General features: G+C 35.9%; 13 protein-coding genes. 2 read left to right on the forward strand and 11 right to left on the reverse strand.

Annotated features, from left to right (window positions below; translation table 11 throughout):
* The 6 genes from ytaF to EKQ63_RS24435 all read right to left on the reverse strand — a co-directional run bounded on the left by ytaF (nucleotide 1) and on the right by EKQ63_RS24435 (nucleotide 7337).
* Entirely contained in the window at nucleotides 1-633 is a 633-nt protein-coding gene (ytaF, locus tag EKQ63_RS24410; protein ID WP_000281752.1) for a sporulation membrane protein YtaF, read from the reverse strand.
* A gap of 72 nt (nucleotides 634-705) precedes the next feature.
* A complete protein-coding gene (gene mutM, locus EKQ63_RS24415; RefSeq protein WP_087954132.1) occupies nucleotides 706-1536 on the reverse strand; it encodes a DNA-formamidopyrimidine glycosylase in 831 nt (276 codons plus the stop codon).
* Nucleotides 1537-1548: 12 nt separating this feature from the next.
* Nucleotides 1549-4182, reverse strand: a complete 2634-nt coding sequence (gene polA, locus EKQ63_RS24420) for a DNA polymerase I (protein WP_140421148.1) — start codon at nucleotides 4180-4182, stop codon at nucleotides 1549-1551.
* Nucleotides 4183-4467: 285 nt separating this feature from the next.
* Nucleotides 4468-6231 (reverse strand): sensory box histidine kinase PhoR, encoded by a 1764-nt coding sequence (gene phoR, locus EKQ63_RS24425; RefSeq protein WP_143881587.1) that lies wholly within the window; start codon nucleotides 6229-6231, stop codon nucleotides 4468-4470.
* Entirely contained in the window at nucleotides 6224-6943 is a 720-nt protein-coding gene (gene phoP / locus EKQ63_RS24430; protein ID WP_001065225.1) for a two-component system response regulator PhoP, read from the reverse strand. Before phoP ends, phoR begins: the two co-directional genes overlap by 8 nt.
* A gap of 154 nt (nucleotides 6944-7097) precedes the next feature.
* Nucleotides 7098-7337 (reverse strand): hypothetical protein, encoded by a 240-nt coding sequence (locus tag EKQ63_RS24435; RefSeq protein WP_088326046.1) that lies wholly within the window; start codon nucleotides 7335-7337, stop codon nucleotides 7098-7100.
* A gap of 89 nt (nucleotides 7338-7426) precedes the next feature.
* Here EKQ63_RS24435 and EKQ63_RS30530 point away from each other — a divergent pair, with 89 nt between their 5' ends.
* Nucleotides 7427-7558 (forward strand): hypothetical protein, encoded by a 132-nt coding sequence (locus EKQ63_RS30530; protein WP_087954128.1) that lies wholly within the window; start codon nucleotides 7427-7429, stop codon nucleotides 7556-7558.
* Nucleotides 7559-7614: 56 nt separating this feature from the next.
* On the opposite strand, the gene EKQ63_RS24440 is transcribed toward EKQ63_RS30530, so the two are convergent.
* The 5 genes from EKQ63_RS24440 to EKQ63_RS24465 form a co-directional block, all read right to left on the reverse strand.
* Nucleotides 7615-8088 (reverse strand): MaoC family dehydratase, encoded by a 474-nt coding sequence (locus tag EKQ63_RS24440; RefSeq protein ID WP_143881588.1) that lies wholly within the window; start codon nucleotides 8086-8088, stop codon nucleotides 7615-7617.
* 215 nt (nucleotides 8089-8303) lie between these two features.
* Complete coding sequence (gene mdh, locus EKQ63_RS24445; protein ID WP_143881589.1) at nucleotides 8304-9242, reverse strand: malate dehydrogenase; 939 nt, start codon at nucleotides 9240-9242, stop codon at nucleotides 8304-8306.
* Between the two features lie 19 nt (nucleotides 9243-9261).
* On the reverse strand, nucleotides 9262-10554 hold the full coding sequence (gene icd / locus EKQ63_RS24450; protein WP_000206898.1) for an NADP-dependent isocitrate dehydrogenase: 1293 nt from the start codon (nucleotides 10552-10554) through the stop codon (nucleotides 9262-9264).
* A gap of 160 nt (nucleotides 10555-10714) precedes the next feature.
* Entirely contained in the window at nucleotides 10715-11863 is a 1149-nt protein-coding gene (gene citZ / locus EKQ63_RS24455) for a citrate synthase (protein ID WP_000503657.1), read from the reverse strand.
* A gap of 387 nt (nucleotides 11864-12250) precedes the next feature.
* Nucleotides 12251-12712: a DUF441 domain-containing protein gene (locus tag EKQ63_RS24465; protein ID WP_000625507.1), complete on the reverse strand. Its 462-nt coding sequence runs from the start codon at nucleotides 12710-12712 to the stop codon at nucleotides 12251-12253.
* A gap of 419 nt (nucleotides 12713-13131) precedes the next feature.
* On the opposite strand from EKQ63_RS24465, the gene ytvI reads away from it, so the two are divergent.
* Nucleotides 13132-14250, forward strand: a complete 1119-nt coding sequence (gene ytvI / locus EKQ63_RS24470; protein ID WP_087954127.1) for a sporulation integral membrane protein YtvI — start codon at nucleotides 13132-13134, stop codon at nucleotides 14248-14250.
* The last annotated feature ends 392 nt before the right edge of the window (nucleotides 14251-14642 follow it).

The raw sequence follows: 14642 nt of genomic DNA on the forward strand, positions 1-14642 counted from the left end.
TTACATTTTCCAAATTCCAATAATAATGAGTAATACTCCAGGCAGGAATGTAAATTTTTGCAGCCATTTCATATTTGATAAAACCGTTCCAAGTTTCATTCCAATAAATAAAAATAAAGAACTCATCACTGCAACTAATATCGCCATCATAGCGGGTGTATACCCTAATAAAGATGCACCTATTCCAGCACCGAATGAATCTACAGAAAGAGCGATACCAAGAAGCAATGCTTCTCCTGCAGAAATGGTGCCTGATTTATCGAAATCTGCTACAGTCGGTTTCCGTAAAATTTGAATGACTAACCCAAGCGAGGCAATCTCTAACTTCCATACCTTCTCCTCTTGCTTCGGTTCTTCTTTTTTCTCACTTCGAAAAAATTGGTATAATACCCAAATTCCTATTCCAATAAGAACAAGCCCACCGATACGCGTTGCGATAACAGGTGAAAATACTTTCGCGATCATATGTCCAATTCCCATTGAAACAAGCATAACAGCCGCTGAACACATTCCGATAATTACAATTGATCTTAGTGGAATTCTTACGCTTCTTAAACCATAGGTTAGCCCTACACTACAGCTATCTAAGCTTAATGTAAAAGCTAATAAAATAAGAGATAAATAAAGGTACATCGGTAAGCTCCTCCCTTATACATAGCTCTGCTGTATGTATATGACAAATGCCTATCCGATGTTATCTCTTTTCTATATTCTTGGCTGACAAATTGGGCAGTAATGCGTTCCTCTTCCGCCAACAACTGTTTTTTCTAATATCGTACCGCAAGTCACACACGGTTCTCCTTTTTTTCCATATACATTTAGAAGTTCTTGGAATGAGCCAATTTGCCCTTGTGAGTTGATATACGTTCGAATTGTACTTCCGCCACGCTTCACTGCTTCGCCTAACGTTGTAACAGTCGCCTCATAAATTCGCTCAATTTCTTCTGCTGTTAAAGACGACGCTTCTCGTTCTGGATGAATTTGAGAACGGAATAAAACTTCATCTACATATATATTTCCAAGTCCTACTAAAAGACGCTGGTCTAATAATACAACTTTTATTTTACGATTTGTCTTTTGCAATCTCTCTTGTAAATACTGTGGTGTCAATTCAGCATCAAATGGCTCCGGACCTAAGTCAGCAAGAGGCATTTGATTCAACTCTTCACCTTTCTTAAAGAGATGCATCGTACCAAACTTTCTCACATCTTTATAATGTAATTCAGTTCCATCTGTAAACAAGAAACGGACGTGCGTATGCTTATCAATTGGTTCACCCTCTTGATGCAGTAAAAACTTTCCTTCCATACGCAAATGTGAAACAATGACATAATTCGTTACATATAAAAGCAAAAACTTTCCTCTTCGCTTTATATTTTCAATCGTCTCGCCTTTTAGCACTTCTTTAAAGATTTCTGCATCATCTGGACGTTTTACTATTTTGGGATAGGTAACAATGACATCTTCAATTGTTTTTCCTGTTACAAGATTTTCAAGTGTCCGTCTGACGTTTTCAACCTCTGGTAATTCAGGCATTTCATCACTTCCTTATTTTGCGTCGTACCAAGTTGGACCGTAAGAATAATCAACTTTCAGCGGAACTGCAAGTTCAATTGCATGCTCCATTACTTCTGGTACAAGCTTCTCTAATTTTTCAATTTCTTCTTTTGGTGCTTCAAATATTAATTCATCGTGTACTTGCAATAGAAGACGCGCTTGTAATCCTTCTTCTTCTAAACGATCTGCCATAATAATCATCGCTTTTTTAATAATATCTGCTGCAGTACCTTGAATTGGTGTATTCATAGCTGTACGCTCAGCAAAGCTACGCAAGTTGAAATTACGACTCGTAATTTCCGGAATGTAACGGCGTCGATTTAATAATGTAGCCACATATCCTTTTTGTTTCGCATCTTTTACGATGTCATCCATGTATTCTTGTACACCAGGGAAACTTTCTAAATACTTTTCAATAAATTCCGCTGCTGCTTTTCTTGTAATTCCTAAGTTTTGTGAAAGACCATAATCACTAATACCATACACAATTCCGAAGTTAACAGCTTTCGCTTGTCGTCTCATATTTGAAGTTACTTCATCTTTTTCAACACCAAATACATCCATAGCTGTTTTCGTATGAATATCCATATCATGTTGAAACGCGTCGACTAGCCCTTTATCATTTGCAATATGAGCTAATACACGAAGTTCAATTTGTGAATAATCTGCCGCGTACATAATCCATCCTTCTTCTGATGGAACGAATGCCTGACGAATCTTTCTTCCTTCTTCTAATCGAATCGGGATATTTTGCAAGTTCGGATCCGTTGAACTTAATCGACCTGTTTGCGTTAATACTTGATTGAAACGAGTATGGATTTTAGATGAATCTTCATGTACAACTTTTAATAATCCTTCAATATAAGTTGAATTTAGTTTCCCTAATTGACGGTAATGTAAAATGTTTGGAATAATTTCATGGTGATCCATCAGCTTGTCTAGTACATCAGCTGACGTAGAATAACCTGTTTTCGTCTTCTTAATAACTGGTAAGTTTAAATTCTCAAACAGAATAACGCCAAGCTGCTTCGGTGAATTAATATTAAATTCTGTTCCCGCCAGCTTATAAATTTCCTGTTCCATTTCCTTTAATCTACCTGCAAGTTCTTCTCCCATATTACGAAGACGCTCTGTATCAACTTTTACACCTTTTACTTCCATATCAGCTAATACACGTGCAAGTGGTAATTCTAACTCTGTAAACAGTTCATATTGCTCATTCTTTTCTAACTCTTCAATGAATGTTTGCTTCACATCATATAATACATGCACTTTACGAGCTACATGCTCCGCTACTATCTCTAGCTCTGGAACAGCACGCTTCGCACCTTTTCCGTAAACTTCTTCATCAGATTTCACAGCATGCGTTTCTTTCATTTTCGCTACAGTACGGAAATCTTTATCTGTATCGGCCGGGTCAAGTAAGTAAGCAGCAATTAATAGATCAAAGTCAATCCCTTGCATATCTATACCGTTCCATTTCAGTGCAACGATCGCACGCTTCGCATCAAATGTATGCTTTCTCATTTCTCCATCTGCAAGCCACTCTTTAAATGCATCTGACTTAAGAGCAATGTCTGTCTGAATAAAGTAACATCCATTTTCATTTTGAATACCGAAACCTTGAATGTCTGCTTTATGATAATTATCTTCTTGTACTTCAACGATAAGCGCACTATCTTGCTGAAGCATTTCTTCAGTAACTTCTTCCACAATATCAAATGTAATATCATCTAATTCAACTGGAGCTGTTTCTTCTGGCGTAACGCCTAATTTATTTAAAAGAGATGTGAATCCTAAATTCTCGAACATTGGAATGACATCACTTGCTTCATACCCTTTATACTCCATATCATCCACATGCACAGTAATCGGTGCGTCTGTAATAATGGTTGCAAGATCTTTACTCATAAGAGCTTGGTCTTTATTTGCTTCCAGCTTTTCTTTTAATTTCTTCCCGCTTACTTGATCTATATTTTCATACACTTCTTCAACCGTTCCAAACTGCGTTAACAATTTAATCGCAGTTTTTTCACCAACTCCTGGTACACCTGGAATATTATCTGATTGGTCTCCCATTAAACCTTTCATATCGATAATTTGCTTTGGTGATAAGCTGTATTTCTCAAATAAAGCTTCTTTTGTATATTCATCTACTTCCGTAATCCCTTTTCGAGGAATACATACAAGCGTGTTATCAGAAACAAGTTGAAGTAAATCTTTATCTCCTGAAATAACTTTTACACTAGCCCCTTGTTCACTCGCTTCTTTCGCTAGCGTTCCCATAATATCATCCGCTTCATAATTTTCTAATTCATAACGCGGTACGTTGAATGCATCAAGCATCTCACGAATAAACGGGAATTGCTCTGATAACTCAGGTGGAGTCTTTTGACGTCCTCCTTTATACTCACTATATGTTTTATGACGGAATGTCGTTTTCCCCGCATCAAATGCTACTAACATATGCGTCGGTTTTTCTTCCTCTAATATTCTCATTAACATCATTGTAAAACCGTAAATTGCGTTCGTATGTATACCCTTGTCGTTATTTAAAAGCGGTAGTGCAAAGAAAGCACGATACGCGATATTATTACCATCTACTAATACGACCTTTTTTTCCAAATCAGAAACCTCCCCATACAAATTTGAAATGATTTTTTTCACAGAAAAAAACCGTTTCTTTCCTCCCTCTATATTAACATGACTAATAGAGAGAAGAAAAATAACGGTTATTTTCTTTCATATATAAAACAGACTTATATTGGCATAAAGGGAAGTGACGAGAACAGCTTAACTATTCTCGTCCAAAATTACTCCTTGGATGAAGGGGTTTTCATGTATTATATTAACAGAGCTTTATTAATATTTAATTAAGCCATTGTTAATATATTGTAAACATTCTTCATCCTATTTTTCAGTTGCTGATTTTGGCAAAACAACTGTAAATGTTGTCCCTTCCCCAACTTCACTATCCACTGTAATCGTACCATGATGCGCCTCAACTAAATGCTTTACAATCGATAACCCAAGGCCTGTACCACCAGTATTTCTACTTCTCGCTTTATCCACTCGGTAAAAGCGTTCAAAAATACGTGGAATTTCATCTTTACTAATACCAATTCCAGTATCTGATACTTTTATATAAGCATTATATTTATCTTCTGCTAATTCTACAGAAACAACGCCTCCAGCCGGTGTATATACAATTGCGTTATTCATTAAATTAATAAAGATTTGCTGCAAACGACTTGGATCTCCAATGACAGAGACACGTTTTAGCGTATTTACTTGTAAAGAGATTTCTTTTTCTCCCGCTTTATTATCAAGCACCATATGAATATCTTCAAGAAGCCCCTTCATATCAACGGTCCCCATACTCAATTTAAATCCTTGTTGCTCAATCTTTGATAAATCTAATAAATCTTCAATTAATCCTTGCATACGTTCACTTTCTTTTAAAATAATATGCAAGAAATGCTCGCAGAATTTTTTATTATCCATAGCACCGTCTAAAAGTGTTTCTGAAAAACCTTTAATAGAAGTAATCGGCGTTTTTAGTTCATGAGAAACATTCGCTAAAAAGTCTTTTCTCATTTGTTCTAACTTTTTCAGTTCAGTAATGTCATGGAATACAAGGACAATCCCTTTCCATTCATGGTTCGTCCCGATAATCGGTGCTCCATATACCTCGAAATGCTTTCGTTCAATCCCAAGAGGCAATAACATTTGTTTGCGCACTTTCACTTCTGTCATAAAGATTTCTTCCACCAGCTCTATAATTTCCGGATGATGAAACGACTCATAATATAAACGATCTAAATATTCTTCATCTGTGACGTGGAAAGTTTCCTTATAAGAGCGGTTTACAAGGTTTATATATCCTCGGCTATCAATTAAAATCATTCCGCTTCCCATATTTTCAATTAACGTATGTAGACGATCTTGCTGCATTTCTTGCTCAAGTGTCATCTCTTGTAAATTACGAGCTAAAATATTAATCGCTTTACTTAACATTCCCGTTTCATCCGAATGACTTTCATAAGCGCGTGCTTTATAATTACCCTTCGCTAATTCGATGGCAACTTTCGTAACCGATTCAATTGGCCTAATATATTGCCCTGTAATTTTCATACCTAAAAATACAACTACGAGACAAGCAATGACAAATCCAATAATTAATAATCCCCACGTTTTTTGATGAACGTCTTTCAAAGGCTCAATTGTGCTTTTCACCAAAATGTATCCTTGTTTCCCTGCTACATCTTGCACGAACACCGCATGATAAAATTCGTTATTCTGATCTGTTTCTTTCGTAATGACTTTATTTCTTTGTTTCGTTGTTTCAGAAGTAAGTTCTTTCACTATCCCTTGGCTAAACGCAGATTGTTCGCCCCCGCTATATTGAACCTTCTTTTTTTCATCTACAAATGCAATAGAAGCCTGTATTTTTTCTTCTAACTTCTCAAATACATATGGATTTTTTAAAACATCATCAAAACCTTGTTCTTCTGCTAATACCGCAACATACTCTGTCTCTTTTACCATTCTCTCTTTCGCATGATCTATATAATAGTTTTCAAAAACAGTTTCCAGCAATAAACCGAGTCCAACTAAAATAAATACAATAAGAGAAACAAATGTAAAAAGAAGCCTGGAACGAAATTTATTCATCCCCTTTTGGCTCCTCTAATTTATACCCTAAACCACGTATCGTTTTAATGTACGTCGGTTTTTTCGTATTTTGTTCAATTTTATCGCGTAAATGGCTAATATGAACGTCAACAATTCGTGTATCACCAGCGAAATCATAATTCCATACAGCACTTAATAATTGATCACGCGTCAACACGCGGCTCTTATTTTTCGCAAGATAAACAAGTAGTTCAAATTCTTTTGGTGTTAATTCAAGCTTTCTTCCTTGGAAATAAGCCTCATAAAACTCTGGTAAAATTTTAAGTTCAGCAATCGTGATGCTCTCTTCATCTGACGATTCTGTAACTTGCTCTTCTTGTTGTAATTTCGTACGGCGTAAAATTGCCTTCACACGCGCGACAACTTCCCTTGGACTAAATGGCTTCGTCATATAATCATCAGCCCCAAGTTCAAGACCTAGCACCTTATCAAATTCATCATCTTTTGCTGTTAACATTAAAATCGGCGTCATAACGCGCTGCAATCGTAATTCTTTACACACTTCCATACCATCCATTTTTGGAAGCATTAAATCTAATATAATTAAATCTGGACGTTCTGTTGTCGCTTTTTGAAGCGCCATTTCTCCATCCATCGCTGTTATCACTTCAAAACCAGCTTGTTGTAAATTAAATTCGATTAAAGTTAAGATAAACTCCTCATCATCAACTACTAAAATACGATTGTTCATTCTTTTCCTCCAAGTTATAGACTTGAAACCTTCTTCATCCTAGTATTTTCCCCGTTATTCTCATCATACTAGAAAACAAGGTCCCTCTCAATATAATTGTCTATACATGGAGCTCATTTGTACTAACACTTCGAAAATAAAAGCAATTAAAACTTCATCCCCTCTCCGCTCTCCAAACTCGATAGATGAATCTACCTTTTTCAAAATGTTTTTCCGTACAAACCGTAAACTCCCTCTCCTGGGCTAAGAAAAAAGAAAGAGCATACGCTATTTTATAATCTAGCGTTTCATACCCATCAAATACTCTTCCATGCATTTCATTCACAATTGAATCCGCCCACACTTCAGCCTCTCTCATCGTTTCAAAGATAACGTCTTCTCTTTTCCATCTCACCTTAAAAATCACTCCTTTCATTGACTTACATTAACAATTTATATATTATAAATTAAAATATATAAATATAAATAATATGGAGGTCTATTATGCGACTAGTACTACCTATTCTATCTTTAATAGTAACGTGTCTTCTTACATTCAACGCCCCAAGCTGGGATACGATTAAAACAGGTTGTTCAGATTTCGCTCAAGGATTTACTGAAGGATTCTTAAATTAAAAATAGCGCTAGCTCCCTTATAAAAGGTATGCTAGCGCTATTCATATTTTCATGTTTTAAAAATTATCTAATGCTTTTTCCATAATGGAAACAGATTTATAAGGTGGGGTTACTGTTAATGAGCCTTTCACAACAGTATCTCCTTTTTCATCATGAGCAGATACAAGCATATCAATTGTATGTTCCTCCTCAGAAACAGCCACAACTTCAAAGTGGATTTGTAACGTTTCATAATGGTGAACATGTTTCACGAATGTAAGGTCCTTTCTCGTAATATGACTTCCTGGACCTGGTAAATATTTCGTAACCGCCGTTGTAATCATTCCCGCTAGCATAATGCTTGGTACAATCGGCTTTTCATACGGAGTTTGGGATGCGTAATCATGCTGAATATATAATGGATTGGCATCATTCGTTAACCCTAAGTACAATAACAAATCTTTATCCTCAATTTTTTCAGTGATAGATAATTTCTCTCCTACTGTAATTTCATCCATTTTACGACCAATTTGAACTTTTTTCTTTAACATGTTACAACCCCCTCCGATTTTTTCACCTTATTATCCTACTAAAAGCGATACCTGATCCGAAATTTACTATGATGAGGGCAATGTATAGTGTAAATCTACAGTTTCATTATAGGATATTACAAATGATAGCGTTTTCATATTATTTCAAAAAAATAATTCGGTAAATAGTAGAAAAAGATTCGGAATCCCGAATCTTTTTCACTACTATTCAATGATTAAACAAGAACTTTCATTACGTTACGTACAGATTCTACAGAGCGATCTAACGCTTCTTTTTCATCTGCAAGAAGTTCTAATTCAATAATTTTTTCAATTCCGTTACCACCTAGAATTACTGGTACCCCTAAGTAAAGGTCACTATAACCATACTCCCCTTCAAGGTACGCAATAGCTGGTAATACACGGCGTTGATCTTTTAAGATTGCTTCTGTCATTTCAACTAAAGAAGCTGCTGGTGCGTAATATGCACTACCGTTTCCTAATAAGCCTACAATCTCACCGCCACCTTTACGTGTACGTTCTACAATTGCTTCTAAACGCTCTTTCGGAATTAACGTTTCTAACGGAATACCGCCTGCATAAGAATAACGCACAAGAGGTACCATGTCGTCACCGTGTCCGCCAAGAACAAATCCTGTAATGTCTTTTACAGAAAGATTTAATTCTTGTGCGATGAATGTACGGAAACGAGCTGTATCTAATACACCCGATTGGCCGATTACACGCTCTTTCGGGAATCCTGCTTCTTTAAATACAGAATATGTCATTGCATCAACTGGATTTGTTAAAACAACAATAATTGCATTTGGTGAATGTTTTGCAATGTCGCGCGTAATACTTTTCATAATTTTAGAGTTTGTTGCTACTAAGTCATCACGGCTCATACCAGGCTTACGTGCAATACCTGCTGTAATAACGACAACGTCAGAATCAGCAGTATCTGCGTAATTAGATGTTCCAATAATGTTAGCATCAAAACCTTGTACTGGGCTCGCTTCTAACATATCTAACGCTTTCCCTTTTGTTGGATTTTCCAGTTGTGGAATGTCCACTAATACAACATCTGCAAGTTCTTTTTGTGCTAATAAGAATGCCGTTGTTGCTCCTGTAAATCCTGCACCGATGACTGAAACCTTCTTGCGTTTGATTGTCATAATTTACCCCCCGCTTTAATTATGCGTTTTTGATTATCGCTACATCCATGTTTTTAATAAGTTCATTAGCGAACTCAGAACATTTCACTTCTGTTGCACCTTCCATTAAGCGTGCAAAATCATAAGTTACTACTTTTGAAGCAATTGTTTTCTCAACAGAAGCAGTTACTAATTTCGCAGCTTCGTTCCATCCTAAGTGTTCTAATAATAATACACCTGAAAGAAGAACAGAAGATGGGTTTACTTTATCTAAACCTGCATATTTTGGAGCTGTACCGTGTGTAGCTTCAAAGATAGCATGTCCAGTCACATAGTTAATGTTTGCACCAGGTGCAATACCAATTCCACCTACTTGTGCAGCAAGTGCATCAGAGATATAGTCACCATTTAAGTTCATTGTTGCAACAACATCGAACTCACGTGGGCGAGTTAAAATTTGTTGTAAGAAGATGTCTGCAATAGAATCTTTTACGATGATTTTTCCAGCCACTTCAGCGTCTGCCATCGCTTTATTCGCTGCATCTTTACCATCTTTTTCAACGATACGATCGTATTCAGCCCAAGTAAATACTTTGTCGCCGAATTCTTGTTCCGCTACTTCGTAACCCCAGTTTTTGAAAGCACCTTCTGTAAATTTCATAATGTTTCCTTTATGAACTAATGTAACAGAAGAACGTTTTTCATTAATTGCATATTGAATTGCAGCACGAACAAGACGCTTTGTCCCTTCTTCTGAAATTGGCTTAATACCAATACCAGATGTTTCTGGGAAGCGGATTTTATTAACACCCATTGCTTCTTTTAAGAAAGCAAGAACTTTTTCTGCTTCTGGAGATCCTTGTGCATATTCAATTCCAGCATAAATGTCTTCTGTATTTTCACGGAAAATAACCATATCAGTATCTTCCGGACGTTTTACAGGTGAAGGAACACCTTCAAAATAACGAACTGGACGTAGACATACATATAAATCTAATTCTTGACGAAGTGCTACGTTTAGAGAACGAATACCACCGCCAACTGGAGTTGTAAGTGGACCTTTAATCGCGATTAAATATTCACGAATTAAGTTTAAAGTTTCTTCTGGTAACCACTCGCCTGTTTGGTTGAATGCTTTTTCCCCTGCAAGCACTTCTTTCCAAACGATTTTCTTCTCACCATCATAAGCTTTTTCAACTGCTGCTTCTAGTACACGAGATGCAGCTGCCCAAATATCAGGACCAATTCCATCTCCTTCAATAAATGGAATAATCGGATTGTTTGGTACATTCATAACACCATTAGTTACAGTAATTTTTTCACCTGTCGTCAATGTGATAACCCCCATGTTTGAAATTTCATATGTATGAAACTGAGGGAATAACCCCTCAGTTCAAACCGTTAGTCAAATTAAAATATTCTAATCATTACATCTTTCCGAAAAAATCAGACTTTTGAAAGCGTATTTTCACTATCAAAATAGTGTTATTCGCTTATCGTTGTGCAATTGGAACATACACTTGATGTGTTGGTCCATTATAATCAGCACGCGGACGGATTAAACGGTTATTTTCATATTGTTCTAGAATATGAGCTAACCAGCCTGACATACGGCTAATTGCAAAAATAGGTGTAAATAAGTCATGATCAATTCCTAAACAATGGTATACAGAAGCTGAATAGAAATCAACATTTGGTGGAAGACCTTTTTCTTTTGTTACAATGTCTTCAATTTTGATAGACATATTATACCATTTCTCTTCTCCTAAAAGCACGCATAATCTCTTAGACATTTCGCGTAAATGTTTTGCACGTGGATCACCATGCTCATATACACGGTGGCCAAAGCCCATAATTTTCACTTTATTTTGAAGAGCATTATGAATATATGATTCTACATTTTCTTCTTCGCCAATTTCAGTTAACATCTTCATTACATTTTCATTTGCCCCGCCGTGAAGAGGACCTTTTAACGCACCGATTGCTGCTGTAATACCAGAATATACATCTGAAAGTGTAGCTACACAAACGCGTGCAGTAAATGTAGAAGCGTTTAACTCATGATCTGCGTGAAGTACAAGCGCCTTATCAAAAGCTTCAATTTCAACTTCATTTGGCTCGCGATCATTTAACATGTACAAGAAGTTTGCAGCTAATGATAAATCATTTCTAGGCTCAACAACATCTAAGCCTTTACGGATTCTTGCGTAAGCAGCAACTAAAGTTCCAACTTGAGCCTGTAATTTAACCGCTTTCAAATAATTGGACTTTTCATCCATAATTTCAGCACTCTCATCGTATAATGATAGCATGGAAATTGCAGTTCGTAAAACAGACATCGGATGTGCGATTTTTAAATCTACTTGTTTCAAATATGCTAAAATCTCACCTGGAACTTTATAGTATTCCGATACAATCTCCTTAAATTCCGCTAGTTCTTGCTCGTTAGGAAGCTTGCGATGCCATAATAAGTACACTACTTCTTCAAATGTAGCATTCTCAGCTAAATCATCAATATTATACCCAACATAAGTTAATGTATCATCAATAATAGAGCTCACAGATGATGTTGTTGCTACTACCCCTTCTAAACCTCGAATAACAGTCATGACATTCTCTCCTTTTCCTGAAAATTCTCCCAACCTTGCTCCTTATATCTATTTGCTCCCCTTTTGAATTATGAACGCCCGTTCACTCTTTAGGCAAGCAAAATGCACGATCATGCAAATTTGTTGCGATGTTCCCCTCTTATTGTCCATTGTTTACATGGAAAGCATGAGCGTGAATGTCTCCCCGAATCCTCACGCTCAAAACAACAAGTTAGTGAGGAAAATGAATTCCGAAGAGTTTTATGATAAAAACAACATAAAGCAATATCATTATAAAATTGTTTTATGTTGTTTTTATTTTATCTGGTGTAAAGTCTCTGCTGTTATGTAACTTTTCAAAGTTTCTAATCCTATTATAAACAATTATCTGACTTTTGTGAACAGAAAGAATTCAAAAATTTTATATTACTATAAAATTCTTCATTTAAACATCTGTATAATACTCATAACTGCATAGGCAATTCCAGCCCCAATTAATGGACCTACAGCGACCCCATTAAATAAAGCAACTGCTATAATTGTCCCGAAAACGAGTGCAGTTGTAATATGAGGATCTGTCGTTAATAATTGTACGCCACCTTTTGCTAACAGAGCAACTGCTACCCCTGAAGCTAAAGCAATCCATGCATAATACGATTTCGCTGCTTCCCCAAGTTGTTTAAAACCTATTTCCCCCGTTGCAATCGGTACGAGTACTGCTATTGTAATAACCGTAACACCGAGGTTAATCCCTTTCGTTTGTAGATAAGGGAAGACTTTATCTCCTAGAAACGTAAATTTCAATAAAAATAACACACCAATAGCTACAGTAAGCGATTGGTTTTTCGCAATAAGTCCTATAATAAGTAGTATGAATAAAAATAACGTTGACTGACTAATCATGTTTGCACTTCCTTTCTGAAAATAATGAACTCATTTCCAAACAAAAATACCTTTAAACCTATCGTTATACATGCTATATCGATGCCTATCCAACATGAATCACTTCATTTTTTATGCATTTTAAAATGAAAAACTGAGACTTTCACCATCCAAATGTAAGCATGTATACATTTAAAAAAACGGGCGTCTCTCCTTTCTTTTCTAATTAGAAACAGGTAAAATAAAAAGAAGAGAAAATGAAGTTTTTACCATATAGTAGAAGCATCAACACCAAGCTTTCACAGTCACTCACATACTGAAAAAGCAGGAAAAATCCATCATTCCACTATAACATAAAGTGAAACTTTAATCAGTGGGGCACACTCGTTATAAGTTGAACGAATTAGGATAATCCAAATTGGAATGGGAGGTATACATCTTTGAATCGAAACTTACTATATATGATATTGCGATTCATATTTGTCATTGTAGCTACGGTAGCCGGGTTCTATGCATTACTATATATGTCAGGACTTATCTATCCTTTTATTATCGCTTTCGCATTTGCTTATTTGATTAATCCTGTCGTCAATTTCCTTAATCAAAAACTACAATTTCCTCGGGCACTCGCAGTACTCGTTAGCTTAATTCTCGTATTTGGAGCTATCGTCGGACTCGTTACATACCTTGTAACAGAAGCAATATCTGCTACAACATACTTACTACAACTTGTTACAGTAAAATTTCCGGATATCGTTGCATTCGCTCAGCAGTTTGCACTTAATCATATTATGCCTCTCTATGATGATTTAATTTCTAAATTTAATCATCTTGGGGAACCACAGCGCTATACGATTACACAAAACATTCAAAACTTAGGAACTGAAGCAACGACGCAAATGAAAGAACTTTTAACCGCTATTATAAGCGGGTTAACAAATTTTATTAGTGCACTACCAACTACTTTAACTGTACTTGTTTTCGTTTTATTAGCCACTTTCTTCATTAGTTACGATTGGCATCGTCTTGCTCAGAAAGTAAGAAAGTTTTTGCCCAACCGTGTTCATGGCTATGGAAAAACTATTTTTGTGGATTTAAGAAAAGCTTTATTCGGTTTTGTTAAAGCACAACTTACACTCGTATCTATGACAACTGTTATTGTATTAATCGGACTTTTAATATTACGCGTACCATACGCCATTACTATCGCGATTATTACAGGAGTTGTAGATTTACTCCCGTATTTAGGAACAGGAGCTGTCTTCGTTCCTTGGGTTATATACGTATTTTTCACTGGCGACACCGCTTTCGCCATCGGTCTTCTCATTTTATACATCGTCGTGATTGTCCAAAGACAAATTATGGAGCCAAAGGTACTTTCATCTAATATCGGCCTTGATCCATTAGCAACACTGATTGCTCTATTTGTCGGCTTTAAGCTCTTTGGCTTCTTAGGATTAATCATCGGTCCAGTCACCTTAGTACTACTTAATACATTGCACAAAGCTCGTGTATTCCATGATTTGTGGAAATATATTAAAGGCTCACCTTCAAAATAATAGTTTCTAATTCATACACAACAAAAACTTACATGTAATCAGTGGGAATTTCCCACTGATTATTCCTTGTACTTATTTTTCATACTCATTACACACAACAAGAGAATTACCCTAAAAACAGGATAATTCTCTTGTTTTTTGCATAAAAACCGCATATTTCGTGGTGTTTTTACATATTTATTCTATTTGTTTCATAATTATTACTTACATTTATTACTTTTTATGTAAATGAATAAATATACAAAATGGCCCAGAATGAGACTTAAACTGACCATTTTCCTACCCTTATTTAACTTTTTCATTCTTTTTATATACAAAAAAACAATCTTAAGTTCAGATTCCCACTTTAAACACACTCATTAAGAGCTAATAACTCCCCGAATCACATATCC

The organism is Bacillus sp. BD59S (assembly GCF_007363175.1).
GTDB lineage: Bacteria > Bacillota > Bacilli > Bacillales > Bacillaceae_G > Bacillus_A > Bacillus_A pacificus.